The organism is Ruegeria sp. (genome assembly GCF_965221235.1).
GTDB lineage: Bacteria > Pseudomonadota > Alphaproteobacteria > Rhodobacterales > Rhodobacteraceae > Ruegeria.
This window is the reverse complement of sequence record NZ_CBDCRS010000004.1, coordinates 2,932,215-2,959,042: the sequence shown is the minus strand read 5'-3', so window position 1 is coordinate 2,959,042 and position 26,828 is coordinate 2,932,215. Positions and strand designations below refer to the sequence as shown.

The window sequence follows — 26,828 nt, the reverse complement described above, 5'->3', positions numbered from 1 at the left end:
TGAACCGAACTATTCAGTTTAGCGTAGAAATGATACATGTCTGACCCCATTTTCAGACAAGTACGCCGACGCACAATCGGCGATGAATTTTATGAGAGGCCCCGCATGCGATTAATTTCATTCGTGAATGCGCTTTTGGTGATTGGTGCACTGTTCCTTCTGGTCTTTGAACGCGACGCGCTGTTTGCTTTCGCGGGCCGCGGCGACGCCGAGACCGATACGGCTGCACAGACGGACACCGCATCCGGTACGGCGCAGGATCAGGATGCGATCGGCGTGGTCGTTCTGCGCTCAACAGCCCGCGAAATTGACAGCGCCGTGCTGCTGCGCGGTCAGACCCGGGCCAATCGTCAGGTCGAAGTTTTGGCCGAAACCACCTCGACCGTCGTGTCAGAGCCCAAGCGCCGGGGTGCTTTTGTCGAAGCTGGTGATCTGCTGTGTGAACTGGACCCCGGCACCCGCCCCGCCAGTCTGGCCGAGGCAATGGCCGCCAAGCTTGAGGCCGAAAGCCGCATCCCCGAGGCTGAGGCCCGGTTAGAAGAAGCACACGCGCTGGTCGCTGAAGCTGAGATCAATCTGACGGCTGCCAAAAAGCTTTCGGAAACCGGCTTTGGCTCGGAAACCCGCCGGATTTCCAGCGAGGCCGCAATGCGCTCGGCTGAGGCCGGAGTAAAGACAGCCGAGGCAGGACTGGAAGCCACCCGCGCCGGGATCGAGGCCGCAACCGCCGAGGTTGAAGCGGCCCAGCGCGAAATTGACCGCCAGACCATCGAAGCCCCATTCAAGGGGCTGCTGGAAAGCGACACCGCCGAACTGGGCAGCCTGATGCAGCCGGGCTCTCTGTGTGCCACCGTGATCCAGCTGGACCCGATCAAGCTGGTTGGGTTCGTACCCGAAGCGGATGTGAACAAGATCATCGTTGGCTCCGAGGCGTCGGCCCGGCTGATCACTGGACTAGAGGTCGGGGGGCGTGTGACCTTCCTGAGCCGGTCTGCGGATGAAACAACCCGCACCTTCGAAGTTGAGATCACCGTCCCAAACCCCGAGCTGGCAATCCGCGACGGTCAAACTGCTGATATCCGCATCTCGGCGGCAGGGGCAAAAGCACATCTGTTGCCGCAATCCTCGCTGACCCTGAACAACGACGGACAGGTCGGCGTCCGCACCGTTGGGGCAGACAACAAGGTTGAGTTCATGCCGATCCGCCTGCTGCGCGACACCGCCCAAGGCGTCTGGGTCGATGGCCTGCCGGAATCTGCGGATGTCATCGTCATCGGTCAGGAGTTCGTGACACAAGGCGTCATGGTCAGGCCCACCTATCGGGAAGCCGCGCAATGACGGGATTGGTTGGCTGGGCCGCCGACAGGGCCCGAATGGTTCTGGCCTTTATCGCGATCTCGCTGGTCATCGGCGGGTTCGCTTATGTCAGCCTGCCCAAAGAAGGCGAGCCGGATATCGAAATCCCGGCCCTGTTCGTCTCGGTCCAGTTCCCCGGCATCTCGGCTGAGGATGCAGAAAACCTTTTGATCAAGCCGATGGAGACCGAACTGGCGGATCTGGACGGTCTCAAGGAGATGACTGCCACCGCCGCCGAAGGTTATGCTGGTATCGCGCTCGAGTTTGATTTCGGTTGGGACAAAACCGCAATCACCGCCGATGTGCGCGATGCGATGAACAGCGCGCAGGCCGATTTCCCTGAAGGGGCCGAGCAATACACTCTGACCGAAATCAACCTGTCGGAATTTCCGATTGTCATCGTGAACCTGACCGGTGCCGTCCCCGAACGCACAATGGCGCGCATCGCCAAAGACTTGCAGGACGAGCTTGAGGCGCTGGATTCGGTGCTTGAGGCCGGTATCGCAGGCAATCGGGATGAGTTGCTTGAGGTCATCATCGACCCCCTGCGGCTTGAGGCTTACAACGTCTCTGCGGACGAACTGATCAATGTCGTGCGCAACAACAACCAACTGATCGCCGCTGGTGAGGTTGAAACCGAACAGGGAACCTTCTCGGTCAAGATCCCGTCTTCGTTCAAAACCGCCGAGGATGTTTATAGCCTTCCCGTCAAGGTCAACGGCGACCGCGTCGTGACCATGGGTGAGCTGGCGCAGATCAACTACACGTTTGAAGACCGCGAAGGCACCGCCCGGTTCGACACCGAATCCACCGTGGCGCTGCAAGTGGTCAAGCGCAAAGGCTTCAACCTGATCGACACGGTTGCGCAGGTGAAGGAAACCCTCGCCGCCGCGCAGGAAAAATGGCCCGCCGAACTGCGCGCTGCGGTGGACGTGGGCACGTCAAACGACCAAAGCCGCATCGTCGCCTCGATGGTACGCCAGCTTGAAGATTCAGTTCTGACCGCTATCGCGCTGGTGATGATCGTTGTTCTGGCCTCGTTGGGGACACGCGCCGCACTGCTGGTGGGCTTTGCTATTCCGACCTCGTTCCTGCTGAGCTTTGCGTTCCTGGCCATCATGGGTGTCAGCATCTCGAACATGGTGATGTTCGGGCTGATCCTGGCCGTGGGGATGCTGGTTGATGGGGCGATCGTGGTGGTGGAATACGCCGACAAGCGCATCAAGGAAGGCATCGGTCCAATGCATGCCTATGTCGAGGCGGCGCAGCGCATGTTCTGGCCCATCGTGTCGTCCACCGCGACGACGCTCTGCGCATTTCTGCCGATGCTGTTCTGGCCGGGTGTGCCGGGTGAGTTCATGAAGATGCTGCCGATCACGCTGATCTTCGTTCTGTCCTCATCGCTGATCGTTGCGCTGATCTACCTGCCGGTTGTTGGCGGTGTCTCGGGTCGTCTCAGCCGGACTTTCGACCGAACCTCCAACTGGCTGCGCGGTGTGGCTCCGTGGTGGGTGCGGGCAGTTCTGGTGCCGCCATCGCTGTATATGATCTTCCTCGGCGCGATGCAGATGCTGAACCCCGGCTACCTGCTGCCCGAGGGCACCTCAGGCGGCGTGATCTTTGGTGCGCTGCTGTTCGTGCTGGGTGGCTTTGCCGGGTCGGTAACGCTGAGCGCAGCCAAGATCGAGCGCCACACGGAAGAGCGTGTCCACACCGCGCGGGAGCACAGCCGATTTGGCTCTGTGATCCGATTCCTTGTTGGCAATCCGATCATGCCCGTTGTTTCGATCATCGTGGTCGCCTTCTGCGTCATGACGGTGATGACCTATTTCATGGCCAACAACCGCGGGGTCGAGTTCTTTGTCGAAACTGAACCGGAACAGGCCACAGCATTTGTCCGGGCGCGGGGCAACCTGTCTCTGCATGAAAAAGACGAAATGGTTCTGGCCGCCGAAGAGGTTATCGGAGCGCACCCGGCCGTCACCAACGTCTTTGCCTTTGCCGGCGAAGGCGGTCTGACCCAAAATGACGGCGGCGCCTCCGCACCTGCCGATACGGTCGGACGGGTTCAGTTCGAAATCACCCCGTGGGAAGATCGGCCGAAACAGACAGAACCCGCGTTTTTCGGCCTGATCGAACGCGAAGTCATCGTTCCTGAATATGACGGCGATGTGGTGCTGGATGAACTGAACGCCGAGCTTGCCAAGCTGCCCGGCTTCATTGTCGAGATCACGCCTTTGGAACAAGGCCCTGCCTCGGCAAAGCCCGTGCATCTGCGCATCAAGGGCGACGGATGGGCGGAACTGACCACCGCAACCCAGGCCGCACGCGCTGCGTTTGACGAAACCCCCGGCCTGATCAAGATCGAAGACACCATGCCCCTGCCCGGCATTGACTGGCAGATCGACGTGGATGTGGCCAAAGCGGGTCGGTTCGGCGCAGACGTCGCCACCGTCGGTGCCATGGTGCAACTCGTCACGCGCGGCATCCTGCTGGGTGAGATGCGCCCCGACACCACCGATGAAGAGGTCGAAATTCGCGTCCGTCTGCCCGAACAGGACCGGGTGCTTTCAACGCTGGATACGCTCAAGGTTCGCACGCCAGACGGACTGGTGCCGCTGTCCAACTTTGTCACCCGCCAACCTGTCGCCAAACTGGCCGAGATCAACCGGATCGACCAGCAGCGGTACTATGACGTCAAGGCGGATGTCGAACCCGGCCTGTCTAAGGTGGTCGTCGATGGCCCTGACGGGACCGAACAACGCCTGGCTCTGGTCCGCGCAATTGAAGACGGGGAAGACACCAGCGAGGCCGCGCTCACGGCACCGGACGGAACCTCTTATGATCTGTTCCAGCTGACCGGTGCCGAAACGCTTGATGACCTGCGCACGGTGGTCGCCGATGGCGAGGCGCGGTTCGCCTTGATCAATCCAAACGAACGGATTGCGGTTCTGACCGAATGGCTGAGCGCCAACCCGTTCTCAAACGCGGTCAGCTGGGAATGGACCGGCGACCAAGAGGATCAGGAAGAATCCGGTGCCTTCCTGATGAACGCCTTCCTCGGTGCGCTGGGACTGATGTTCGTGATCCTTCTGGCTCAGTTCAACTCGTTCTACAACTCGGTGCTGGTTCTGCTGGCCGTTGTGCTGTCGACCACGGGTGTGCTGATCGGGATGATCGTCATGCAGCAGCCTTTCTCGATCATCATGACCGGAACCGGCATCGTGGCGCTGGCAGGGATCGTGGTGAACAACAACATCGTTTTGATCGACACCTATCAGGAATACAGCCGCTACATGCCCCGGATCGAGGCCATCGTCCGCACCGCCGAGGCGCGTATTCGCCCGGTTCTGCTGACCACGCTGACCACAATGGCTGGCCTGATGCCGATGATGTTCGGCCTGGCGCTCGACTTCATCAACGGCGGCTATTCCATCGACAGCCCCACAGCGCTGTGGTGGAAGCAGCTGGCGACAGCCGTTGTATTCGGACTGGGCATCGCCACGATCCTGACGCTGATCGTGACACCATCCCTGCTGGCGCTGCGGGTCTGGGTTTCGACCTACGCCGTCTGGCTGGGCCGGGTTCTGGCACGCGCAACGGCAGGACGCTCCAGCCAGATCGCGCAGGACATGGCCATCGGCAAAGCCATCCGTCAGGCACAGGCGACCGAGGTGGTCTGGGACGACGACACACCCCCTGCCCGGCCCGATGCCGACCCCGGACAAGATCCGGGTCACCCCCCAACACCGCCGCTGAAAGCGGCAGAATAAAGCAAATGGCGAGCCGCGAGGCTCGCCATTTTCATTTGGATAACTGGTAACGATTCAGTCGGACAAACGGGTCCACTTCTGATGCCCGCACACAACATGCTCGCATCCGCGGACGGTCAGGGAATTCCCGCTCAGCGTCATCTGAGGCACCACATCCACATTGACCATGGGTATCCAGAAATCCCCACCGCCATATTTTCCGCCACCTTCGCTGGCCACATCCCAGAACAGTTTCTTTCCGATATTCGGGGTCTGCACCTGCTTGCCGGATTGGTCATAGGCCGATTCAATCTCACCACAAAACTTGTCACCACACGCAGAGATCTTGATGTGCGAGATCAGGTTCTTCCGGTCGGGTTCTGTCTTCCAGACACCGACGATCGGATCAGCCGCGGCAACACCCGGCAGCATAAGGACGGCTGCAATGGCAAAAGCGGTTCTAGTCTTCAATCCGGGCATCAAATTTCTCCTGCAAAGCGCAGGCAGTATACCACAGGATCAGGCCACCTGCGCGTCTGCTTGCTGGCGGCTCCACAATTGCGCGTATCGGCCTTCGCGCAGCAGCAACTCATCGTGGGTGCCGTATTCCAGAATCTCGCCCTGCTCCAGCACCACAATGCGATCTGCCTCAGCAATTGTGCTGAGCCGGTGCGCGATGGTCAGAACAGTGCGCCCTTCCCCAGCGTGGGCCAGAGCGTCCTTGATGTCCTGCTCTGTATCAGTATCCAGCGCCGAGGTCGCCTCATCCAGCAACAGGATCGGAGGGTTCTTCAAAAGTGTCCGCGCAATGCCCACCCGCTGTTTCTCACCACCGGACAATTTCAACCCGCGTTCGCCCACCTTGGTGTCATACCCTTCGGGCAGGGTGACTATGAAATCGTGGATCTGGGCGGCCTTGGCGGCGGCCTCGACCTCTTCCTGCGTAGCACCGTCGCGGCCGTAGGCAATGTTGTAGCGAATAGTATCGTTAAACAGCACCGTATCCTGCGGCACCACACCGATGGCGGCGTGCAGGCTGGTCAAGGTCACGTCGCGCACATCCTGCCCGTCGATCTTCAGCGCCCCGCCGGTCACGTCATAGAACCGGAACAGCAGCCGCCCAATGGTGGACTTGCCCGACCCCGTGGCCCCAACAATCGCCACGGTCTGCCCTGCCGGAACGGTCAGCGACACACCCTTGAGGATTTCCCGATCTGCATCGTAGCCAAAGCGCACATTGTCCAGCGTGACCTCACCCCCGTTGACCACAAGCGCAGGCGCGCCGGGCTTGTCTTTGACCTCGGAGGGTTGCTCCAACAGGTCAAACATCTGCCCCATATCCACCAGCGACTGACGGATTTCGCGGTACACCGTGCCCAGAAAGTTCAGCGGCACGGTGATCTGGATCATGTAAGCGTTGACCATGACGAAATCCCCAACGGTCAACGAGCCGTTCTGCACCCCGATGGCCGCCAGAACCATCACCCCGATCAGTCCGCAGGTGATCAGGAAAGACTGGCCAAAATTCAGGAAAGCAAGCGAATACGCGGTCTTCAAAGCTGCCCCTGCATAGGCCTTCATCGACACATCGTACCGTTCAGCTTCGCGCTGTTCCGCGTTGAAATACTTGACGGTTTCGAAGTTGAGCAGGCTGTCGATGGCGCGTTGGTTCGCCTCGGTATCCTGATCATTCATCTCGCGCCGCAGCTTCACGCGCCACTCGGTCACGGCAAATGTGAACCAGATATACAGCGCGATGGTCACCGCCACGACGACCAGATACCACACGTCGAACAGCCACATCAGGATGATCGCGACCAGCAACAATTCCAGGATCAGCGGCCCGATCGAGAACAACAGAAAACGCAGCAGGAAATCCACGCCTTTCACACCGCGTTCAATGATCCGGCTAAGACCCCCGGTGCGGCGTGTCACGTGATAGCGCATCGACAGTTGGTGAATGTGCTGAAAGGTCTCCAATGCCAGCGCCCGCAAGGCCCGCTGCCCGACCGGCGCAAAAGCTGCATCGCGTAGCTGTTGAAATCCCACGGTCATCATTCGCGCGACGCCATAGGCGACGGTCAAACCGACCGCACCCAGCGCCAACGGCGGCACGCCTTCACCCGCCAGCGCGTCCACGGCACCTTTGTAGAGGATCGGCGTGTAAACCGCGATCAGCTTGGCCAGCACCAGCATCCCCATCGCGATCACGACCCTGCGTTTGACCCAAGGCTCATCCTCGGGCCAAAGATAGGGCATGACCTTGCGGATGGTACGCCAGCCTGAGCGGCGTTCGTCGGATTGGGGCATGTCGTCAGAAGTCATCGGGGCTGTCCGTCTCATCACGTACCTAAACTGCGGTCTGAGATAAGCCCGGCCCCGGAAAGGGCCAAAGGCAATAGTTTATTCGGGGATCGTGAAGATTTGCCCCGGATAGATCAAATCCGGGTCGCGGATCGAATCCCGGTTGGCTTCGAACAGCCTGACATAAAGGATACCGTCGCCGAACCGTTCGCGGGAAATGGCCCAGAGGGTGTCGCCCTCCTGCACGGTCACAGATCGGATCGCGGGGGTTTCCGCCTCGGCGTCGGGTTCATTGGTTGGATCGGCGGCGCGCAGAACCTCAAGCGGTTCGCGCTTGAAAGGGGTTTCAAGGCGGCTGACCACGGTGCCGTCGGTGTCGACCTCGTCAACGCGCAGGGTGTAAATACCGGGTTCAATATCGTCCAGCTCGCTGCGCCACTTACCCTCTTCGGTGGGGGACAGATCATCCACCAGCTGGTTGTCCAGATACAACCGCACAACCGAACCGTCCGGCACGCGGCCCGTCAACTCAACGTCACCGGTATCCGAATAGCCGATGGTATCCAGAGCAACCTGTTCGGGCGCCTCAGATTCCACTGCGGGAGGGTTCACAAGCTCAACTCCATCTTCGCCTGAGCGCAAAATGGCAACCTGCTGGTCCTGCGCTTCGTCGGTTGAGGTTTCCGCAACCTGCTCAGGCTCTTCTTCAGAGGCCGCTGGCACGTCGGCGGTTTCGGTCGTGTCAGGTTCAGCGGTATCGGCTGTTTCAGCCGGCTGCTGGGGCTCTGGCAATTCTGCTTGCGCCGTTTCCACAGCAGGTTCCGCCGGTTCTTCGGCAACTGGTGCGGGCAAAGCCGCGATCACGTAGTCATCCGAGCGCACCGGCTGGTCGCCCTGCGCCTCAAGTGTCAGGCCACGCGCCGCATCGGAAAACGGGATCGACAGGAATTCAGCAAACTGACCGCTGGGATCAACGGTGAAACTGTGAACCTTCTCGCCGTCCAGCAATACATGCACCTCGGAACCCGGCTCGGCGTTGCCGGACAGCAGGGCATTGCCATCAGGTTCGACAAAAATCTGGTCCAGCGTTGGTGGCGCGGAAACGACCTCAGCCTCTTCGGTCTCAGTGGCGACTGGGACATCAGGCGTTTCCTCCTGCGATGCGGTCACAGTTTCTTCGGCCAAAGGCTGCTCTTCCGTCTCGGCTGGCTCCTGAACAGCGACCTCCGCCTGCGGCGCGGAGTCTTCCGGTTCACCCCCGATGATGCCGGTCAGGTATAGTCCACCTGCTCCGGCCAAAACTGCGATACCGGCGATCACCCCCCAGATGAAAGTACCGGAGCTTCCGCTTCCCGACTCGGCGTTCATTCTTTTCCTTTCACTCCGCAGGCCAAGTGCCTTGTCTTTCACACATTCTGCCTGACGGTTGAGCCAATCTATCAATACCGCTATCAGGGGTCAAAACCCCAGGCACAACCCCGGAGAAGCTCTCGGATGACTCAGAAATCTGTCTGTGTGTATTGCGGGTCACGCAATGGCACCAATTCCGCCTATGCCGAGGCCGCAAGCACCTTCGGAACCTTGCTGGCAAAGGAAGGCTGGCGTCTGGTTTACGGTGCCGGAGATGTAGGCCTGATGGGCGAAGTTGCCCGCGCGGCTCAAACCGCCGGAGGGGACACGTTCGGCGTGATCCCCGTACACCTGCTAAAGCGCGAAGTCGGCAAAACCGACCTGACCCGCTTTGTCGTCACCGAGACGATGCACGAGCGTAAAAAGGTCATGATCATGAATGCGGACGCCGTAGTGGTCCTGCCCGGCGGTCCGGGTTCACTGGATGAGCTGTTCGAGGCCCTGACATGGCGGCAACTTGGCCTGCACGACAAACCTATTCTGGTGATGAATGTAGATGGTTACTGGGACGCGCTGCACACGTTGGTGCAGCGCGTCATCGGTCAGGGGTTCGCGGATGGGTCGCTGGCGGATTACATCACTTGGGTTGATGACCCGGCATCAGCTATGTCCACGCTGCGGGGGCTCCTGACCTAACTGCCCTGCCCGGTTCAAACGGCCTGAGGTGCCGGCTTGAATCGGTTGGTCAGCAATTTTTCGACCTTGTGTATCGGATGGTTGGTCAGGGTCTTGTCGACCTCGGCCACCACTTTGGCCAGAACTTCACTGTGCAAGCGACGGCGCAGCAGGCCCAGCACATGCGGGCTGGCGACCAGCACCAGACGGTTGAACGCCCCTTTCAATCCTTTGCGGTTCAGCAGATTAGCCAAATCCTGCACAAACAGGGCTTTCGCATGGGATTTCCAGTTCGGTTCTTCGATTGCGGATTTCTGATTTGGTCCACCGTCGAACCTGCGCCCGGCCCGGTCGTTCGGCCCCGAGGGTGCGTCCTGTTCTTCGACCGAGACAACAACCAGATTGGGGTCTTCGGCATCGGTGATATTCTCAACGAATAACGCCTTTTCCCCGTCTGCAATTACAACCCATGTTCCCTGTTCAAGTGCGACCATCATGCTCTCCTTGTTATGGCTTACGCGGCCATCCCTCATGCGTCAGGCAAAGGGGTACCGTTGCGCGACCGATGAAAACCGGCGCGTTGCCTGACTGTGTTTCATATGGTGTGCGGTTCTCTCCCTCCGCCCCACTAAGGTAGGCATTGAGGTGCGGCCCGCAAAGACGTCTCAGTGTGAAACTTTTTTAATAGGCAGGTTTCCACCTGTCAGGCGGACATCTCAACCACGGTGATCTCGGGTGTCACGCCAAAACGTACCGGTAGGATCGAGCATCCGATACCGCCAGAGACTACCAAATCACGGTTGCCCTCGCGCACGTGACCATAGGCATAGCGGTTGCCGAATTTCGACGGCACCACGGGCGACCACCCGAACAGACGCACCTGCCCGCCATGTGTATGCCCTGACAAAGTCAGAGCCACGCCGTCGGGTATTTTTGGGAAGATATCAGGCTCATGCGCCATCATCACAACGGGCGCATCATCGGTGATCTGTGCAAGTGTTCCGGGCAGGTCGTCAAGACCGATGACCTTGCCGCCGCGCCTGAAGGCAAGCTGATCCTCAAGCCCGGCCAGCCAGATACCTGCATCATCCAGACGCACGGCCTCGTTGGACAGTACTTTAATGCCGTGCTGTTGAAACGCCTCGGCATGTTTGTTCGGCCCTGCACCACGCCGTTGGGCTGCGTCGTCGTCCCACCAATCGTGGTTGCCAAGAACCGCATAGACACCATTGCGTGCTTTAAGCTCAGCCAGAACCGGGGCCAGATCCTCGGCTTCGATCTGATCTGTGATGACCTTGTGATGTCCGACATAGTCGCCCAGCAGCAAGATCAGGTCTGGATTCAGCGCATTTGTGCGGCGCACCACCTGCCTGATCCGATCCAGACCGACATAGGGCTCACCCGCGTGCAAATCGGCCAAAACTGCGATCCGTAACGGCTTGGCAGTCCAGTCATCGCGCCGGACACGCCATTTGCGCACGCGCAGCCGCAGCGAGGGCTCGATAAAGAACCCGTAGGCTGCAACAAACAGGCCTGCCAGCGTAGTCGCCAGCAGGCCTTTTATGAACCCTCTGCGGGTCAAAGATTACATCCGCGATGCAACGTTTTCCCAGTTCACCAGATTGTCGAGGAAGTTCGACAGGTAAGCCGGGCGTTTGTTGCGGAAGTCGATGTAGTAGGAATGCTCCCACACGTCACAGCCCAGCAGCGCGGTCTGACCAAAGCACAGCGGGTTCACGCCGTTTTCGGTCTTGGTCACGGCCAGCGAGCCGTCTGCGTTCTTGACCAGCCATGCCCAGCCCGAGCCGAACTGGCCAGCGCCAGCAGCGCTGAACTGCGATTTGAACTCGTCAACCGAGCCGAAGCTTTCGGTCAGCGCCTTCTCCAGCTCACCGGGCATGGCGTTGCCGCCGGGGCCCATCATTTCCCAGAACTGGTTGTGGTTCCACAGCTGGCTGATGTTGTTGAAGATACCGTTCTGCGCGACCGCATTTGCGTCGTAAGTGCCGACGATGATCTCTTCCAGCGACTTGCCGTCCCACTCAGTGCCGGCGATCAGCTTGTTGCCGTTGTCGACATAGGCCTTGTGGTGCAGGTCGTGGTGATATTCCAGCGTTTCCGCGGACATACCCTTGGCTGCCAGCGCGTCATGTGCATAAGGAAGATCAGGAAGTTCAAAAGCCATCTCGGCCCCCTGTTGAAAATGAATGTTGCGGTTTCCCAAGGTTAAATGCTTTGGCAAGCGCCGCAGGTCAAGGGCCGCGACAAGAAAACCCGGAGGTCCGCGATGCTGACACAGGCGCGCAAGATGTTTTACCGCGCCCGCGGCTACTATGCAGGCAACCTGAACGGAGAGCCGTTTCGTCTGGACCCCTATCATTCAAAGTTCTGGCGCAGAGCATCCGCCGGTGCGTGGGAGCCTGATACCTTTGCGGTTCTAGATGAATACCTGTCGCCTAACAGTGACTATCTGGATATCGGCGCGTGGATCGGTCCGACCGTCCTTTACGGTGCCCGCCGCGCGCGGCAGGTGTGGTGTTTTGAACCTGACCCAACCGCGTTCCGGCATCTGGCATGGAATCTGGACCTGAACGGCATTTCCAACGTCTCGGCCTTCGGGGTGGCATTGTCAGATCAATTCGGGGTGGCCCGCATGGCCTCGGTCCGGGGAGAGCCCGGCGACTCCACCAGCTCCCTGCTGCACGACGCGGCGCACGGCACCGACGCACTGACCATTGCATGGGACCAGTTCGAGGGCGCCAATGACCTGTCCGGGGTCTCACTGGTCAAAATGGATATCGAGGGGGCCGAGTTCTTTGTGTTGCCCAGCCTCCTGCCTTGGCTTCAAAGGGTCCGTCCCGCACTGTATTTGTCGCTTCATTCGCCTTTGCTGGCAGAGGAGACAAGGCATGAGCAAACGATTGCGTTGCTGAAAAGCTTGTCCTTCTATCCACGGGTTCGCGATGCAGATGGGCAGCAACTCACCATCGAAGACATCGCGAATTCCATGGACCTGACACGGTATCATACCCTTTTGTTCAGAGAGTAGAGTTTCCAGACATTTTTTCCCGAAAAAGCTGAATGTGATTTGCAAATAGCAGAAATAACTGCTGAATTTTCCTGCGTACAAATAGTCGGATGGATAAATGAAGCTCTATTTTATGGTGGCCGCCGCAAGTTTTCTGGCAGTTCAGGCGGCAATCGCAGAAAACGTTACATACCGTTGCAAGATGACTAAACAGGATAGTTTGGGCTGGATTGCGCAAGAATATGCTTTTCGGATTGATGCAGCCTCAGGAGCGGCAATGGCTGCCAGCAACAACCATGACTGGACAAATGCGCAACTGAAAGATCGCGGTGCAAAAGGATACCGCGTTTTTTGGAACATCACCGCGCCGCTCTCCGATGGCACGCAGCAACGGGTGAAGTACCAGGCCAACCTGAACCCACAACAAGAGACGGTAAAAGTGCGCATGTCTTGGGCGCATGCAAACTACACAAACAAACCCTATGGCGTGGGCACTTGCGCGGTTGTTAAATAAGAAAAGCCCCGGATTTGCCGGGGCTTTTATTCTTCTGTTCTCAAAAGAAGAGTTATCACGAGTCGTACAGCGACTCACCTGACGAGACGGAACACCCACCATAGCCCGACGGCCTATTGGTCACGTTGATCTGCGGGAACCTCGCAATCAGGTCCAGACGCTGTTCTTCCGGGTTCAGCGTGGCAGTGTAGTTCACATAGACAAGCTCACCATCGCTGGCAGGAACTTTCATCTTCCACATCATTTTGTAGGTGCCCTTGCGGGTCGTCTTAAACCTGACATCCTTGGGCTCACCATCGAGATGGTGAATATAGGTATCATAGGCGCGCGCACGCGCATTTTCCGCATCAATGCTCAGGATGACTTTCTCGGAAATCCACCCCTGCTCCAGACGATGAAGGGTGCAGTCATAGGTGAGGATTTCAGCTTGGGCAGTTCCGGCGGCGATAGCGAAAGCCAATGCGGCTACTGTACGCCGTCAACCATTTTGTCCGGTAGCGACAACCTCGTTGTCCGGTTTTAGCCGCAGTTCATGACGTGTTTATGGTCTGGTTTGCTTCTCCTTCAGGTTTTGGCTTTTCCGGTGGATTTTTGTTTTGGCCGACGTTGATTTTCAGCTGAGCGTCGCCTGTAGCTTTCGAAGTTCATCTCGAGGATCGTGGCGTGATGAACCAACCTGTCGATGGCTGCGACGGTAACAGCTTGGTCGGGGAAGATTTTGCCCCATGCACTGAATGGCTGGTTGGCAGCGATCGCAAGGCTTCGGTTTTCATAGCGCCGTGCGATAAGTTCGAAGAGAACAGAGCTTTCGGCGTGGTCTTTCTGGGCATATGTGATGTCGTCCAGAATGACGAGATCGAATTTGTCGAGTTTGGCCAGTGCAGTTTCCAACACGAGATCTCGCCGGGCAGCCTGAAGTTTCTGTACCAGATCGGTTGTTCGCGTGTAGAGGACGCGATTCCCGGCTTCGATCAGAGCATGTCCTATGGCGCAAAGAATATGCGTCTTGCCCGCGCCGGAGTTTCCGATGGCGATCAGATTGGCGCCGGTTTCAACCCAGTCGCCTGCTGCGAGCGCCTCGATCCGGGCTTGTGACAGCTCAGGTACGGCTTTGAACTCGAATGTGGCCAGGGTTTTTCCGCCGGGCAGGCCCGATTGGCCCAGGTGGCGTCGAATGCGGCGTTCCTCGCGCTCAGCCAATTCGATCTCGGCTAGAGTGGCCAGCAACCTGGCTGCAGGCCAGTTCTCGGTATCGGCCTGTTGCGCGAAGCGCTCCCAGTGGTGCTGGAAGCTGGGCAGACGCAAAGCGGTGAACAGGGCGGGCAAGGCGTGCACATCGACAGTTTGTGGTTTGGACACCTGTGTCATGTGCGCACCTCCAGCAAGCGATCGAAGCTGGACAGATCCGTCAGTCTGACCTTTCGGTCTTCCGGCAATTCCGTGCGTGACCCAAGGAGTTGTTTCCGCAGGGTTTTGGCATCTGGCAATGCGCCATTTGCAAAGTCCCCGGCGATCAGCGCGGCCAGGTCTGCCTCGCAGTTCTCGCTATGGGCCAGCCAGAGCAGATCGACCATGCGTTTGCAAGCCTCTTTGCGGGGCAAAACCTCGGAGAGGCGGTTCCAGGCCTCAGCGTATTCGGACCTGGGGAAGAGATTGTCGCGATAGACGGAATTTGCCAAAGCCTGAGGCTTGCGACGCAGGGCATGGATGACATGCCGGTAATTGATGCTATGGATACGTTTACCGTCCTTGCGCCCGCGCATGCGGGGATGGGAGACCACATGCGTGGCCCCGAGATAGGCTTCGATCCGGTCGTCATAGACGTGAACGCGCAAGCGCTGGCCGATGAACTGCGAGGGCACGGAATAGAACACGCTGTGGACCAGGAAACCTCCGGTCCTGACAACACGCACGACAAGTTCGGTGAAGTCGGTGGTGCGCTGCGTGGGCAGCGGCTTGAGGTGTTGCAACTCGACTTTTATCTTGTCCTCACGGCGGCGGTTGCGGCGGGCGACAACTTCGTCGACAAACCGGCGCCAGGCATCGATGTCGGGAAAGTCCCGCGATCCCCGCAGGATCAGAGCCTGATCCAAAGCCACCTTGAGATGATTGTTGTGTGCTTCGATCGCGCCATTCTCATGGGCTTCGCCGGGATTATTGCGGCTCGCGACCATCCCATAGTGCCGACAGAACGCCTCATAACGTTCGGTGACATCCCTGGTCGCATCCTTGTCGAGATTGCGATACGCGGCCGACAGGCTGTCGGTTCTGCTCTCCTGCGGCACGCCCCCAAGTGTCCAGAGCGCATTCTGAAGGTTTTCAGCCAGTGCCGTGAAACTCTCCCCGCCCAGAACCGGCGCGGCATGCTCCCAGCCGCTGTAGGCGAGAACAAAGTGGAAAAGCCGATGAAGCAGCAAATGACCGGCGATTGTCACGCCGAGTTCAGTCGCATCGGTGAAGTCCGACAGTCCCATACGCCCTGGCTCCGGGGACTGGCGAAAGATCACGTCGCGCTCGGGGCCATGCAGGGCGCGCCACTCCCGAACCCGTCGTTCCAGCGTCCGCCGGACCCGATCATCGGGGAAGCCGTCAGGATCCAGCATCTGCAAATGACGGAGCAACGTCACAGCTTGCACGGAAGAATCCCGTTCGAGGAGCGGGATCAGGATAGGCTGCCACACAGCCTCCAAAGGATCAGGGACGGTGCGACCACGGACTGGTTTGCGCTGCGAAGGCAGTACCGGGTTTGCTTCAATCCTGCGCCCGGTGCGTTCGCTGAAACCGGCACGGGCTGCGGCAACACGTTGGTTATGAAAGGGTCGGTCGGACATGTACAATCTCATTTGCTGGTCGGTGACGGGTTTCCCCGGCATTCGGAACCTCCGTATTCACGTTCAGAGGTCTCCAACCTACCGGGCCACAGCGGCCAGCACCTACCCCGTACCCCTCCCAAAAGGGCCGATCCGGTGGCTCAAACCTCCAATCGGGCTCCGCCCTCATTCCGGTTCAAGCCACCGGCCAACTTGGCTGTCGGTGCCGGTCAACTTGGTTGTCGCTCATCAGCTACAGATGTTTTCATATTCTTCTACTACTCCGATAAATTTTAGTTTGGTGAATCGACAACGACGCAGCCGCCTGTGGCGTTGCCCTCTCTGGGTCTGATGTCTGAGGAGCGCGAGCGTGCAATTGCTTTCATCGTTCTTCTATCTAGGAACAAAGAGAATTCTTGCCTTCTCAAATCAACGGCATAGGCATGACCTTCGTTTGTGGTCACGTTTTTCCTACTATTGGCATAAGTGTACGTTTCGCCTGACCAAACGATGGACAGGACTAGAAAGCTGTTTTTGCGCACTCTGGCCGTGCTCGTCGGCGTTACGATTTCTGGGATATTGACCTCATGCAGCTCGGCCGTCCGCCCCCTGGTGCCCAGAGAAAACACCACACGCTCAGGCGTCGGGCGATTAGCGAGGCCGCGTCCAAACTCACATTCAAAGCTTTCCTTATACGTCTGTGCACCTGCCGATAGGGGCGCAACAGACAGAAACGCAAGGCAAACTGCCAACGTTTTGGATAACGTCATTTGTTTTGGGGTTCTCCTGCTATTTCTGCTCGACATTTATTGCTCAGGCCATGTCCCCACTACATGTAATACGAGAGACTTACCATATTCACTCTTACTAAAAGTGTGCAGCTGCACAATACAGCTCTGGCGTATCTGGAGAGTTCGCAGAATTTTTCTCAAAGTGGTGCTGTCGTGGCACAAAAAAAACCGCCCGATCGCGCGGGCGGTCTTCTCAAAAGTCAGTTGAAGTTAATAGACCCCAACCTCGCTACCGGGTTGCGCCGCAACCTTGAGCAGTTTGAACACGTAATCCGCGGTCGAGCGGAAGCAAACCACACGGAAGGTTTCTGCATCGTCCATCCAAAACGCGCCGGCCACCTGCGCCAGCCGCGACCGGCGGATCTGGCCGGGTTGGAAGGCATCGGATGACAGATCGACCGGCGCCAGCTTGCCCAACACTTCGCGTGCGCTGGTGCCAGAGATGCGGAACACCGCGCGGGCGTCCGAGACGTTGACCGCTAACGCATGCGTTCCGCTGAGCGCGTTGGTCATTGCGGCCAGTTTGGCCTCAACCTCGGCGTAAGGAACAAGCACAAGCAACTCGTCCGTGGACATCCAGCAGACGCCGGTGTCGCCGTTGACAAACACCTCGCGCTGGCCGGGAACCTTTTGACCGGTGGCGTCCTTGACCGCTTTGGCAAGTACCTTGTCCGAGAGGTCGCCGCGCAGGGTTATCATACCTTGCAAGCCGCATTCCTCGATCTTGGAAATGCCGTCAAAGCTGGCGTGGTTCAGTGCGCTGATGGGCTCAGACATTCTGCTTCTCCCCGTCTTTGTCATAGAAGATCGGGTCCACGACCTTGGCTTTGTAGGTTTTACCGTCAGTGCCCGGGAACTCGACAATCTCACCCATCCGATCCGGGCCGTGCTTGATCAGCCCCATGGCGATGCCTTTGCCCAGGTTGGCCGAGTAATAGGTCGAGGTCACACGCCCGATCATGTTGCGCTGACCGTTGGCGTTGACGCCCTCGCCGACTGCGTAAGCGCCGTCAGGGATGACAGAACCATCCACAGTCTCCAAACCGACCAGCTTCCAGCGGTCCGGATCGGTCATATGGCTGCGCGTTTGCGCCCGTTTACCCAGGAAGTCCTCTTTCTTTTTCGAGATCGCCCAGTGCAGCCCCAGATCCTGCGGGATCACGGTGCCATCGGTCTCGTCCCCGATCATGATAAAGCCCTTCTCTGCCCGCAGGATGTGCAGACATTCGGTACCATATGGCATTACGCCGAACTCTTGGCCTGCCTCGATCAGGGCATCCCAGAACGCCTGCCCTTGGCTGGCAGGAACGGCGATCTCATAGGACAGCTCACCCGAGAACGAGATGCGGTAGGCACGGCAGTCAAACTCACCGATCTTGCCATCGCGCCACTCCATGAACGGCAGGGCGTCTTTGCTGACGTCCATGCCGCCCAGCTTCTCCAAGACCTTGCGGGCGTTAGGGCCGACCACGGCGACCTGAGCGTATTGCTCGGTCACGTTGGCGACATAAACTTTCCAGTCCCACCACTCGGTCTGCAGCCATTCTTCCATGTGACCATGGATACGCTCGGCTCCGCCGGTGGTTGTGTGGCACAGCCACGTGTCCTCGTCGATCCGGGCGACAACGCCGTCGTCGATCAGGAAGCCATTTTCCGAGCACATCAGGCCATAGCGGCACTTACCGACCTTCAGCGTCGACATCATGTTGGTGTACATCATGTCGAGGAACTTGCCCGCATCGGGGCCTTTGACGATCAGCTTGCCGAGCGTCGAAGCATCCAGCAGGCCGAGGTTCTCGCGGGTATTCTTCACTTCGCGATTCACCGCGTCATGCACGGATTCGCCGGGACGGACATAGGCATAGGTCCGACGCCAATGACCGACCGGCTCCCAATCGGCACCGTTCTTGTCGTGCCAGTTGTGCATCGGGGTCTGGCGGATCGGCTGGAACACCTCACCACGTGCTTCACCGCCAATCGACGCCAGAGAGATCGGCGTATAGGGCGGGCGGAACGTCGTTGTCCCGACCTTGGGAATTTCCGCATCCAGTGCATCAGCAAGGATCGCGAGTCCGTTGATATTGCTCAATTTACCCTGATCCGTCGCCATGCCCAGCGTGGTGTACCGCTTGGTGTGTTCGACGCTTTCATAGCCTTCGCGCGCGGCCAGTTGAACGTCCGAGACTTTAACGTCGTTCTGGAAGTCCAGCCAGGACTTCATGCGCAGGTCGATCTCGGCATTGGCAGGCATCAGCCAGACCGGAGCCATCGCTGCCTCAGCGGTGGTTTCGCCAACCGGAGCCTTCGTGCGCTTGGGCTTGTGACCCGCTGCTTTCGCTGCCGCTTTGCCCGCAGCATCGGCGTCGGTCAGAACCTCTCCCAAAGCCAGCGGACCGTTCGAGCTGCCAGCGGCCAGAACGAACCCTTCGCCATCCGCTCCCAGTGGCGGGCGTGCGGGATCGGGGCGGAAATGAGCGTTGGCCTCATCCCAGATCAGCTTGCCGCCGCAATGGGACCACATGTGAACGACCGGAGACCAGCCGCCCGACATGGCGACCGCATCGCACTCGACCTCTTCGCGCGCGCCGCCGATCCCCTCTTGGTTGCAGATCGCGACCATCTTTACACGCTTGCCGCCTTTGACCTTGGCGACGGCTTTGCCGGGATCGACGCGGATGCCCAGCTCACGTGCTTCGTCGGCCAGACGTCCGGCGGCGGGGCGCGCGTCGACGATGCGCAGAACGTCAACACCAGCCTGTTTCAGGATGATGGCAGTGCGGTAGGCGTCGTCGTTATTGGTGGCAACAATCACGCGCTCACCGGGCGTCACGCCCCAGTTCACCACATAGTCGCGCATGGCAGAGGCCAGCATCACGCCGGGCACATCGTTGCCAGCAAAAGACAGCGGGCGCTCGATGGCTCCGGTCGCGGTAACGACCTGCTTGGCACGGATGCGCCACAGGCGATGGCGCGGGCCTTGGGTTCCCGGTTTGTGATCGGTCAGACGCTCATAACCCAGCACGTAACCATGGTCGTAGACACCCGCACCCATGCATCGCGAGCGCATGGTAACGTTGCTCATTGTTTCGAATTCAGAAACAGTTTGTTCCACGAACTTATCCACAGGCTCGTCGTTGATGGTTCCACCATCGACCGGCGCGCGGCCGCCCCAATGGGCCGTCTGCTCGATCAGCATAACCTTTGCACCGGACTGCGCCGCCGCTTTGGCCGCCTGAAGGCCCGCCACACCGCCGCCGATCACCAGTACATCGGTGAAGGCATAGAAGTGCTCATAGGTGTCCGCATCCCGGCTGTCCTTGTCGGGCGCTTTGCCCAGACCGGCAGACTGACGGATGAACGGCTCGTAGACGTGTTTCCAGAACGGTTTCGGATGGATGAATGTCTTATAGTAGAACCCGGCGGGCAGGAACCGCGCCAGCGCTGTGTTCACGGCCCCGATGTCGAATTCCAAGTTTGGCCAATGGTTCTGCGAGATTGAGGTCAGGCCGTTGAACAGTTCGGTTGTAGTGGCGCGTTGGTTCGGCTCGAACCGATTGCCCTGCCCCAACCCGACCAGCGCGTTCGGCTCTTCCGCGCCGCTGGCGACAACGCCGCGGGGACGGTGGTATTTGAACGACCGGCCCACCATCATCTGATCATTGGCCAGCAGCGCTGAGGCGAGCGTGTCGCCCTCATAGCCCTGCATGGAAGTGCCGTTGAAGGTAAAGGTGACCTGTTTCGACCGGTCAATCAGCCGGCCTTGCTTTGCGAGACGGGTGCTCATGGTGCGGACCTTTCGCAGGTGGAGGCGTCAGAGCCCCCGGCGGGAGTATTTTGGAAAAGACGGATCATACGGAGAACTCTCTCCACGCCCATCCCGGGCGCTTGGCGGTGATGGCGTCCTTGATCTCTTGCGGCGGCTCGGTGGTTTGGGCCGAATAGGTCCCAAACACTTCGAGCGTCTGCGTGCAGCGCGCGGCATGGAACCACTTGCCGCAGCCGTTGCTGTGGCGCCAGCGCTCAAAATGAACGCCCTTGGGGTTTTCACGCATGAACAGGTAGTCATGGAACTCGTCATCCGACGATCCTGGGCCAAAGCGCTTCAGATGCGCTTCTCCACCGGCCGTCAGTTCGGTTTCTTCGGCGGCTACGCCGCAATATGGGCATGTCAGGATCAGCATATGGTCATCCTTTTGGCGGTTGGTCGGCACAGGGGCCGCCCTGAATTCTGTTAGCTGGCAACCTTGGGTAGCGCCCTTAGTGTGCCACCCCGGCGGCGACGCTTTCGTCGATGAAGCGGCCCTCTTTGAAGCGGTCCAGCGAGAAGGCCTCGGTCAGCGACGAATGGCCAGTGGCCATCAGCTGCGCCATACCCCAGCCCGAACCCGGGATCGCCTTGAAGCCACCCGTGCCCCAACCACAGTTGATAAAGCAGTTGCCCAGAGGCGTTGACGACAGGATCGGAGACCGGTCACCGGTCATATCCACGATCCCGCCCCACTGGCGCAGCATCTTGAGGCGTGAGATCATCGGGAAGGTCTCGACCAGCGCGCGGACGGTTTCTTCGATATGATGGAACGAGCCCCGCTGGGTGTAGTTGTTGAACCCGTCTGTACCGCCGCCGATCACCATCTCGCCCTTGTCGGACTGAGACATATAGCCGTGTACGGTGTTGGCCATCACAACCACATCCATGCAAGGTTTGATGGGCTCGGACACCAGCGCCTGAAGGGCAATCGCCTCAAGCGGCAGACGGAAGCCCGCCATCTCGGCCAACTGACCGGAATGCCCAGCAACAACGATGCCCAGCTTTTCACAGTCGATGGCACCCTTGGTGGTGTCGACGCCAACAACGCGGCCATTCTCGGACCGGACGCCTTTCACTTCGCATTGCTGGATGATGTCCATACCCATCGCAGAACAGGCCCGAGCATAGCCCCACGCCACAGCATCGTGACGAGCAGTGCCGCCGCGTTCTTGCCACAGCGCGCCCAGAACCGGATAACGCGGGCCGTCGATGTTGATGATCGGCACCAGCTCTTTGACACGCTCGGGGGTGATCCACTCGGTCTTCACACCTTGCAGTGCGTTGGCGTGTGCCGTGCGTTGGTAGCCGCGAATTTCGTGCTGGGTCTGCGCCAGCATCATCACGCCGCGCGGGCTGAACATGACGTTATAGTTCAGCTCCTGGCTCAGGTCTTCGTAAAGCCCCCGCGCCTTTTCGTAGATCGCGGCCGACGGGTCTTGCAGATAGTTCGACCGGATGATGGTCGTGTTCCGCCCCGTATTGCCGCCGCCCAGCCAGCCTTTTTCGATCACGGCGACATTCTGGATGCCGTAGTTCTTACCAAGGTAATACGCCGTTGCCAGACCATGCCCGCCTGCACCAACGATGATGACGTCGTATTTCTTCTTGGGTTCGGGCGAGCGCCACGCGCGCTCCCATCCGGTGTGATAGCGCAGGGCCTCCCGCGCGACAGCAAAGGCTGAGTAATGTTTCATGAGCGAATCCATCCGGTTCGGTGATTGGCGCAGGTATGCCGTGTGTGAACAGTTTACCCCTGCCGGACTACGCCACAATATAGAACTATTGCGACATCCGCCCGATTATTGCGACACGTCGTCGTCTCGCGTCCATTTGCCCCTTTTTTCGGCGCGTCGAGAGGTCTAAGTCAGGGCAGCCATATCGGAGAAACCATGTCGTTCCTGGTCGTCACTCTACTAAGCGCGCTGCTGATTGCGGTGTTTCTGGGCTATTCCCTGTTGCGCGGTCGCAAAATGCGCGAGCCTGCGGCGGCCTATGACCTGCGCGTGTACCGCGAGCAATTGGCTGGCGTGGACCGGGATCTGGCCCGCGGTGTGATCGGTGAATCCGACGCAGAGCGGGTGCGTACTGAGATATCCCGCCGAATTCTGGCAGCTGATGCGCAGATGCAGGCCGCGACGGAACAGGCCGGACCGCCCCGCTGGGCGACGTTCACAGCGTTTGCTGCCATCGCACTGATCGTGGTCGGTGGTGCTGTGGGAATGTACCGCCAGATGGGTGCGGCCGGGTTGCCGGATCAACCCCTGCAACAGAGGCTGGAACAGGCCGAAGCCCTGCGCGCGGAACGCCCCAGCCAGGCCGAGGCCGAAGCGGCCGCCCCACCCGCGCAACTGCCGGAACTGGATGAGAGTTATGCTAATCTTCTGAACCAGTTGCGTAAAACAGTTGCAGCGCGGCCCGACGATCTGCAAGGCCACATGCTTTTGGCCCAGCATGAGGCAAACGCGGGCAATTTTCCCGCCGCCTACAAGGCCCAGCAGAGGGTGATCGAGCTGTCCGGTGATGCCGCACCGGCGGACGCTTATTCTCATCTGGCCGAGATGATGATCCTTTCTGTAGGTGGCTACGTCTCGCCTGAGGCCGAAGAGGCGCTGAGGCAGGCTTTGCGGCGCGATCCGCGCCATGGTCCGGCGCAGTATTATCTGGGACAAATGATGGCTCAGGTCGGACGCCCGGATATTGCCTATCGCATCTGGGTCGAGTCGCTGCGGAATGCGCCTGCTGGTGCGCCATGGGGCGATGCCATCCGGGCGCAGCTGGATGAACTGGCTTTCCGCGCAGGTGTGTTTAATGCGCCGAACATCCCTCCTGCCTCTGGTCCCAGCCAGGACGACATCGAAGCCGCCGCTGCGCTAACCCCGGAAGAACGGCAAGAGATGATCTGGGGCATGGTTAACCAACTGTCCAACCGGCTGGCCACCGAAGGCGGATCGCCCGAGGATTGGGCTCGCCTGATCGCGGCACTGGGGGTTCTGGGTGAAGGTCAACGCGCCATCGACATCAAGAAGGAAGCCATGGAGGTCTTTGCCGACGACCCCGAGGCGCTCGAGATGATCGACGCTGCCGCTTTGCAGGCAGGAATCGCGCAATGATCCACGACGCATTCGAAGATTTCTCGGCCAATTTGTCGCCGATGACCGCGCTTATGGGGTTGGATCTTGGCGAAAAAACTATTGGCGTAGCCGTGTCGGACCGGATGCGCGGCGTTGCCAGCCCTCTGGAAACCGTACGGCGCAAGAAATTCACGCTGGATTCCGCCCGGCTGCTTGAGATCATCGCTGATCGTGAGATCGGTGGCATCATTCTGGGCCTGCCAAAAAACATGGATGGTACCGAAGGGCCGCGGTGCCAGTCGACCCGCGCCTTTGCCCGCAATTTGTCGCGCCTGACCGAGGTTTCCATCGGGTTTTGGGACGAGCGCCTCAGCACAGTTGCGGCTGAAAAAGCACTGCTTGAGGCGGATACGACACGAAAACGTCGCGGACAGGTTATCGACCACGTCGCGGCAGGTTATATCTTACAAGGTGCGCTGGACAGGCTGCGCTTTTTGTAACGGACGGAGTACGTCGATGACAAATATGGTGTGGAAAAGGAACGAGGTCGAAAGCCCGTGTATCCAGATCTGCGTTGTACATCCGACCGAACGTATCTGCACCGGCTGCTACCGTACGATCGACGAGATTTCGCGCTGGTCCAAAATGGACAGCACCGAACGCGCCGAAATCATGGATGCCCTGCCCTCGCGCAAGCCGCAACTGGCCAAGCGACGGGGCGGTCGTTCTGCGCGCCTGAACAAGTCGTAAACCAAATTCCCAGAGAAGGCGAAGCCTGCGCCGCTGCTGGCCGGTTCGAACCTCGAGGGGGTCAAGTCCGAACATGTGTGCGAGTGAGTGGTGGCCCACAGCGGCGCGCTTCTTGATTGCCGTCTTCCGCAGTGGTCAACGAAAGAACAGGCACTGTGTAGACTGGTTGTCGGCACCCTGGCAATAATAACCAAACCGGCAACCGTATAACCTCACGTAAACTTGAGCGTTTACCCGGCAGCAAGCCAGGACTTGGCGTTTTCAATGTCGTCCGACGGAAAAAACTGCGTCCGCGTTCCCAGGATATGACCGGCTGCCCTTTGCGCCAGATGTTGCCACGCCTTGTCCCCGACGATGGCCGCGCGATCCAGCAACCCGACGTGTTTGCGCACCAGCTGAAAATGCGAGGCCAGCGCCGTCAGTCCCTGCCAGCCGTCAAATTCGCGCAGGTCGACCAACAGGCGAAATCCCTCTTTATCCTCCAGAAGATTGTCGAGGTCCAGTTCGGCGCGCCCATATTCCTCAGGGTCGAGCTTGCCCAGCAGGCTGACCTGAACACAGGGGCCGCCCAGATCAATCACATGAATGGCCCCCAGAGACTCTCGCATCCAGCGACGGGCGGCTTCCAGTTCAGACAGCTCAAACACCTGCACCGGGCATGGCAGGATCGGAGCCGCCAAGCGGATGCTGGTCTGGACCCAGCCCTGATCCGCAGCGACCGCGATCCGGTCGAACCCGCGCCAATGGCTGAGGCCCAGCTTCGTGTCAGCCCAGGCCGCGCCCAGGTCGTAGCCCTTGAATTCGGGCTGCACCACGGCCAGCAGGCGCACGGTGTCATGTTCGGCCAGCGCGGCCTCAATCGCGGGAACAAGGGTTTCGCTGTAATCCTTGCTGGTCACTTCGCCGGACAATTCGACTTCGATCAGCGCGCCGTCAGAATTGGTGTGAACCGTAATCATCCAAAAAACCTCCAAACCTTAACAATGGCAGGACGTTAGGCGGATTCGATCCATTCGGCTACTCCCCCGGCGCATTCGGGTCGGAAATAGGCGATCATGCGACCATCCGGATCGGCAGAGGCGCCCTCGCCCCAAGGCGCGACACCGTGCAGGCAGTGACGGTGCAGCACATAGGCCTCGCCGGGTTTGGCGGGCAGTTCGATACGTGGGCAGGTATCAAACACCTCGCGCCGGGCCTCTTGGTAGATATCGGTGATATCCACCTGATGCAGGCTGTCGCGGGGATGACCTTCCAACGCGCGGCGGAACGCGGCGCGCAGAATTTTATGGCTGCCCTCCCACAGCACCATCGGCGCGGCATCCGCGCTGGCCTCGGTCAAGGGAATGCCCAATATCCACGCGTGCGGCTCATCCACCCGCCGCCGCCGGTCGGGGCCCATGGGCCGCAGGCCATCCACATGGGCCGCATCCCGTTTCAGCCGATATCGCCCTGCGCTCTCGCTTTCACCACGACGGGCACGGGGATAGCCGGGGTAGATCACTGAAACCTGACCTTTGTGCAATGGCAGCTCGCCATATTCATCAGCCAGAAACCGCATGGCCTGCCCGGACAGAACGCCGGACTGTCCAACCCTGCCCTTAGGATCATTATCCAGCGCGTCCACGCCGATGAACCACGTCCCCTCACAATCCAGCCACTGGGCGTGAGCCGGATCGTTAATCGCCGCCTGCGCTGCGGGTCGGGCGTGGCTTACCCAATCGGCCAGAGCCGGATCATGCGCAAACCTGATCCATCCCGTTTCGTGAAATCCGTTCACAGGCCCAGCGCCTTGCGCAGCATATTCAGGGCAACCAGCGTCAGGAACACAGCAAAGACGCGTTTAAGCGGCTTGGGGTCCATCGCATGGGCCAGCTTCACGCCCCAAGGGGCGGTTATCATGGTCATGGCAACGACGATGGCGAACGCGACCAGATTGACGGCACCTATTGTCAATGGCGGGCGATGTTCCGGCGCAATGTTCAGAAACAAAAAGCCCAGCACCGAAGGCACCGCGATGATTACGCCAAACCCAGCCGCTGTGGCGACAGCGCGGTGGATGGGGGTGTTGAACAGGCTCATCAGCGGCACGCCAAAACTGCCGCCCCCGATCCCCATCAGTACTGAGAGAAAACCCACCGACGGCGAGAGCGCCGCACGGCCAATGCCCTTGGGCATCGCATCGCCCAGTCGCCATTCGGATTTGCCCAGCCCCAGATAGGCCCCGATTACCATCCCCAGAACTCCGAACAGCGCCTGCAACGCCTCGGTCCGTAGGGCCGAGGCCACGGTTACGCCAATGATCGCACCAATGGCGATCCCCGGCCCCCAGCCGCGCAGGATATCCCAATCCACTGCGCCCTTTTTGTTGTGGGCCAGCACCGACCGGATAGACGTCACGATGATGGTCGCCAATGAGGTCGCCAGACACAGCTGCATCAACTGCGGGCCGCCGTATCCAAGTGTTTGAAACGCATAGAAAAACGCAGGCACCAGCACGATGCCGCCACCGACCCCAAGCAAACCGGCCAGAACGCCGGCCAGCGCCCCGATCACAAGCAAAAGGCCCAGCATCTGGGCCAGCAACATCGTCTCGGGCATCGTTCCCCCATCGCGGCCTGC

General features: G+C 59.5%; 25 protein-coding genes. 8 read left to right on the top strand and 17 right to left on the bottom strand.

Annotated elements, in window-relative coordinates; translation table 11 throughout:
• The first annotated feature begins 105 nt into the window (after positions 1–105).
• Together ACOQOY_RS18055 and ACOQOY_RS18050 are read left to right on the top strand one after the other, a co-directional pair.
• Entirely contained in the window at positions 106–1,338 is a 1,233-nt protein-coding gene (locus ACOQOY_RS18055) for an efflux RND transporter periplasmic adaptor subunit (protein WP_420586725.1), read from the top strand.
• Positions 1,335–5,129, top strand: a complete 3,795-nt coding sequence (locus ACOQOY_RS18050; RefSeq protein WP_420586724.1) for an efflux RND transporter permease subunit — start codon at positions 1,335–1,337, stop codon at positions 5,127–5,129. Before ACOQOY_RS18055 ends, ACOQOY_RS18050 begins: the two co-directional genes overlap by 4 nt.
• 54 nt (positions 5,130–5,183) lie before the next feature.
• Here ACOQOY_RS18050 and ACOQOY_RS18045 read toward each other — a convergent pair whose 3' ends face one another.
• The 3 genes from ACOQOY_RS18045 to ACOQOY_RS18035 form a co-directional block, all read right to left on the bottom strand.
• Positions 5,184–5,588, bottom strand: a complete 405-nt coding sequence (locus ACOQOY_RS18045) for a DUF2147 domain-containing protein (protein ID WP_420586723.1) — start codon at positions 5,586–5,588, stop codon at positions 5,184–5,186.
• A gap of 39 nt (positions 5,589–5,627) precedes the next feature.
• A complete protein-coding gene (locus tag ACOQOY_RS18040; protein ID WP_420586722.1) occupies positions 5,628–7,433 on the bottom strand; it encodes an ABCB family ABC transporter ATP-binding protein/permease in 1,806 nt (601 codons plus the stop codon).
• 78 nt (positions 7,434–7,511) lie between these two features.
• Positions 7,512–8,780, bottom strand: a complete 1,269-nt coding sequence (locus tag ACOQOY_RS18035) for a LysM peptidoglycan-binding domain-containing protein (RefSeq protein ID WP_420586721.1) — start codon at positions 8,778–8,780, stop codon at positions 7,512–7,514.
• Positions 8,781–8,906: 126 nt separating this feature from the next.
• On the opposite strand from ACOQOY_RS18035, the gene ACOQOY_RS18030 reads away from it, so the two are divergent.
• A complete protein-coding gene (locus ACOQOY_RS18030) occupies positions 8,907–9,458 on the top strand; it encodes a TIGR00730 family Rossman fold protein (RefSeq protein ID WP_420586720.1) in 552 nt (183 codons plus the stop codon).
• A gap of 14 nt (positions 9,459–9,472) precedes the next feature.
• Here the strand turns inward: ACOQOY_RS18030 and ACOQOY_RS18025 are convergent, their stop codons facing one another.
• From ACOQOY_RS18025 to ACOQOY_RS18015, 3 genes are all read right to left on the bottom strand, one after another.
• The gene (locus tag ACOQOY_RS18025) at positions 9,473–9,934 is read right to left on the bottom strand and encodes a host attachment family protein (protein ID WP_420586719.1); all 462 of its coding nucleotides are present in this window, start codon (positions 9,932–9,934) and stop codon (positions 9,473–9,475) included.
• A gap of 206 nt (positions 9,935–10,140) precedes the next feature.
• Entirely contained in the window at positions 10,141–11,019 is an 879-nt protein-coding gene (locus ACOQOY_RS18020) for a metallophosphoesterase (protein ID WP_420586718.1), read from the bottom strand.
• 3 nt (positions 11,020–11,022) lie between these two features.
• The gene (locus ACOQOY_RS18015) at positions 11,023–11,622 is read right to left on the bottom strand and encodes a superoxide dismutase (RefSeq protein ID WP_113789565.1); all 600 of its coding nucleotides are present in this window, start codon (positions 11,620–11,622) and stop codon (positions 11,023–11,025) included.
• Between the two features lie 102 nt (positions 11,623–11,724).
• Here ACOQOY_RS18015 and ACOQOY_RS18010 point away from each other — a divergent pair, with 102 nt between their 5' ends.
• Entirely contained in the window at positions 11,725–12,486 is a 762-nt protein-coding gene (locus ACOQOY_RS18010; protein WP_420586717.1) for an FkbM family methyltransferase, read from the top strand.
• A 97-nt stretch (positions 12,487–12,583) separates the two neighbouring features.
• The gene (locus tag ACOQOY_RS18005; protein WP_420586716.1) at positions 12,584–12,979 is read left to right on the top strand and encodes a hypothetical protein; all 396 of its coding nucleotides are present in this window, start codon (positions 12,584–12,586) and stop codon (positions 12,977–12,979) included.
• 55 nt (positions 12,980–13,034) lie between these two features.
• Here the strand turns inward: ACOQOY_RS18005 and ACOQOY_RS18000 are convergent, their stop codons facing one another.
• From ACOQOY_RS18000 to ACOQOY_RS17965, 8 genes are all read right to left on the bottom strand, one after another.
• Complete coding sequence (locus tag ACOQOY_RS18000; protein WP_420586715.1) at positions 13,035–13,439, bottom strand: hypothetical protein; 405 nt, start codon at positions 13,437–13,439, stop codon at positions 13,035–13,037.
• Positions 13,440–13,543: 104 nt separating this feature from the next.
• Positions 13,544–14,347, bottom strand: a complete 804-nt coding sequence (gene istB, locus ACOQOY_RS17995) for an IS21-like element helper ATPase IstB (protein ID WP_420583779.1) — start codon at positions 14,345–14,347, stop codon at positions 13,544–13,546.
• Positions 14,344–15,852 (bottom strand): IS21 family transposase, encoded by a 1,509-nt coding sequence (gene istA / locus ACOQOY_RS17990; protein ID WP_420583780.1) that lies wholly within the window; start codon positions 15,850–15,852, stop codon positions 14,344–14,346. Before istA ends, istB begins: the two co-directional genes overlap by 4 nt.
• A gap of 230 nt (positions 15,853–16,082) precedes the next feature.
• Positions 16,083–16,559, bottom strand: coding sequence for a hypothetical protein (locus ACOQOY_RS17985; protein WP_420586714.1), 477 nt, complete (start codon positions 16,557–16,559; stop codon positions 16,083–16,085).
• A gap of 231 nt (positions 16,560–16,790) precedes the next feature.
• Entirely contained in the window at positions 16,791–17,357 is a 567-nt protein-coding gene (locus ACOQOY_RS17980; protein WP_420586713.1) for a sarcosine oxidase subunit gamma, read from the bottom strand.
• Positions 17,350–20,364 (bottom strand): sarcosine oxidase subunit alpha family protein, encoded by a 3,015-nt coding sequence (locus tag ACOQOY_RS17975; protein ID WP_420586712.1) that lies wholly within the window; start codon positions 20,362–20,364, stop codon positions 17,350–17,352. Before ACOQOY_RS17975 ends, ACOQOY_RS17980 begins: the two co-directional genes overlap by 8 nt.
• 64 nt (positions 20,365–20,428) lie before the next feature.
• On the bottom strand, positions 20,429–20,761 hold the full coding sequence (locus ACOQOY_RS17970) for a sarcosine oxidase subunit delta (RefSeq protein ID WP_420586711.1): 333 nt from the start codon (positions 20,759–20,761) through the stop codon (positions 20,429–20,431).
• A 76-nt stretch (positions 20,762–20,837) separates the two neighbouring features.
• Positions 20,838–22,082, bottom strand: a complete 1,245-nt coding sequence (locus tag ACOQOY_RS17965; RefSeq protein WP_420586710.1) for a sarcosine oxidase subunit beta family protein — start codon at positions 22,080–22,082, stop codon at positions 20,838–20,840.
• 195 nt (positions 22,083–22,277) lie between these two features.
• Here ACOQOY_RS17965 and ccmI point away from each other — a divergent pair, with 195 nt between their 5' ends.
• From ccmI to ACOQOY_RS17950, 3 genes are read left to right on the top strand one after another with little or no spacing between them, the layout of a single operon-like run.
• Positions 22,278–23,498, top strand: a complete 1,221-nt coding sequence (gene ccmI / locus ACOQOY_RS17960) for a c-type cytochrome biogenesis protein CcmI (protein ID WP_420586709.1) — start codon at positions 22,278–22,280, stop codon at positions 23,496–23,498.
• Positions 23,495–23,959 (top strand): Holliday junction resolvase RuvX, encoded by a 465-nt coding sequence (ruvX, locus tag ACOQOY_RS17955; protein ID WP_420586708.1) that lies wholly within the window; start codon positions 23,495–23,497, stop codon positions 23,957–23,959. Before ccmI ends, ruvX begins: the two co-directional genes overlap by 4 nt.
• A 16-nt stretch (positions 23,960–23,975) precedes the next feature.
• Positions 23,976–24,209, top strand: coding sequence for a DUF1289 domain-containing protein (locus tag ACOQOY_RS17950; protein WP_420586707.1), 234 nt, complete (start codon positions 23,976–23,978; stop codon positions 24,207–24,209).
• A 230-nt stretch (positions 24,210–24,439) separates the two neighbouring features.
• Here ACOQOY_RS17950 and ACOQOY_RS17945 read toward each other — a convergent pair whose 3' ends face one another.
• From ACOQOY_RS17945 to ACOQOY_RS17935, 3 genes are read right to left on the bottom strand one after another with little or no spacing between them, the layout of a single operon-like run.
• A complete protein-coding gene (locus tag ACOQOY_RS17945) occupies positions 24,440–25,168 on the bottom strand; it encodes an STAS/SEC14 domain-containing protein (protein WP_420586706.1) in 729 nt (242 codons plus the stop codon).
• Between the two features lie 35 nt (positions 25,169–25,203).
• On the bottom strand, positions 25,204–25,986 hold the full coding sequence (locus ACOQOY_RS17940) for a hypothetical protein (protein WP_420586705.1): 783 nt from the start codon (positions 25,984–25,986) through the stop codon (positions 25,204–25,206).
• Positions 25,983–26,807, bottom strand: a complete 825-nt coding sequence (locus tag ACOQOY_RS17935) for a sulfite exporter TauE/SafE family protein (protein WP_420586704.1) — start codon at positions 26,805–26,807, stop codon at positions 25,983–25,985. Before ACOQOY_RS17935 ends, ACOQOY_RS17940 begins: the two co-directional genes overlap by 4 nt.
• Positions 26,808–26,828: the final 21 nt, after the last annotated feature.

Bases quoted from the DNA above. Each gene is read 5' to 3' on its own strand.
- ACOQOY_RS18040 (WP_420586722.1), bottom strand. From the start codon at position 7,433: ATGACTTCTGACGACATGCCCCAATCCGACGAACGCCGCTCAGGCTGG.
- ACOQOY_RS17975 (WP_420586712.1), bottom strand. From the start codon at position 20,364: ATGAGCACCCGTCTCGCAAAGCAAGGCCGGCTGATTGACCGGTCGAAA.
- ACOQOY_RS17935 (WP_420586704.1), bottom strand. From the start codon at position 26,807: ATGCCCGAGACGATGTTGCTGGCCCAGATGCTGGGCCTTTTGCTTGTG.
- ACOQOY_RS18035 (WP_420586721.1), bottom strand. From the start codon at position 8,780: ATGAACGCCGAGTCGGGAAGCGGAAGCTCCGGTACTTTCATCTGGGGG.
- istA (WP_420583780.1), bottom strand. From the start codon at position 15,852: ATGCCGGGGAAACCCGTCACCGACCAGCAAATGAGATTGTACATGTCC.
- ACOQOY_RS17965 (WP_420586710.1), bottom strand. From the start codon at position 22,082: ATGAAACATTACTCAGCCTTTGCTGTCGCGCGGGAGGCCCTGCGCTAT.
- ccmI (WP_420586709.1), top strand. From the start codon at position 22,278: ATGTCGTTCCTGGTCGTCACTCTACTAAGCGCGCTGCTGATTGCGGTG.
- ACOQOY_RS18055 (WP_420586725.1), top strand. From the start codon at position 106: ATGCGATTAATTTCATTCGTGAATGCGCTTTTGGTGATTGGTGCACTG.
- ACOQOY_RS17950 (WP_420586707.1), top strand. From the start codon at position 23,976: ATGACAAATATGGTGTGGAAAAGGAACGAGGTCGAAAGCCCGTGTATC.
- ACOQOY_RS17985 (WP_420586714.1), bottom strand. From the start codon at position 16,559: ATGACGTTATCCAAAACGTTGGCAGTTTGCCTTGCGTTTCTGTCTGTT.
- ACOQOY_RS18005 (WP_420586716.1), top strand. From the start codon at position 12,584: ATGAAGCTCTATTTTATGGTGGCCGCCGCAAGTTTTCTGGCAGTTCAG.
- ACOQOY_RS18010 (WP_420586717.1), top strand. From the start codon at position 11,725: ATGCTGACACAGGCGCGCAAGATGTTTTACCGCGCCCGCGGCTACTAT.
- ACOQOY_RS18045 (WP_420586723.1), bottom strand. From the start codon at position 5,588: ATGCCCGGATTGAAGACTAGAACCGCTTTTGCCATTGCAGCCGTCCTT.
- ACOQOY_RS17980 (WP_420586713.1), bottom strand. From the start codon at position 17,357: ATGTCTGAGCCCATCAGCGCACTGAACCACGCCAGCTTTGACGGCATT.
- ACOQOY_RS17970 (WP_420586711.1), bottom strand. From the start codon at position 20,761: ATGCTGATCCTGACATGCCCATATTGCGGCGTAGCCGCCGAAGAAACC.
- ACOQOY_RS18030 (WP_420586720.1), top strand. From the start codon at position 8,907: ATGACTCAGAAATCTGTCTGTGTGTATTGCGGGTCACGCAATGGCACC.
- ACOQOY_RS18025 (WP_420586719.1), bottom strand. From the start codon at position 9,934: ATGATGGTCGCACTTGAACAGGGAACATGGGTTGTAATTGCAGACGGG.
- istB (WP_420583779.1), bottom strand. From the start codon at position 14,347: ATGACACAGGTGTCCAAACCACAAACTGTCGATGTGCACGCCTTGCCC.
- ACOQOY_RS18050 (WP_420586724.1), top strand. From the start codon at position 1,335: ATGACGGGATTGGTTGGCTGGGCCGCCGACAGGGCCCGAATGGTTCTG.
- ACOQOY_RS17945 (WP_420586706.1), bottom strand. From the start codon at position 25,168: ATGATTACGGTTCACACCAATTCTGACGGCGCGCTGATCGAAGTCGAA.
- ACOQOY_RS18015 (WP_113789565.1), bottom strand. From the start codon at position 11,622: ATGGCTTTTGAACTTCCTGATCTTCCTTATGCACATGACGCGCTGGCA.
- ruvX (WP_420586708.1), top strand. From the start codon at position 23,495: ATGATCCACGACGCATTCGAAGATTTCTCGGCCAATTTGTCGCCGATG.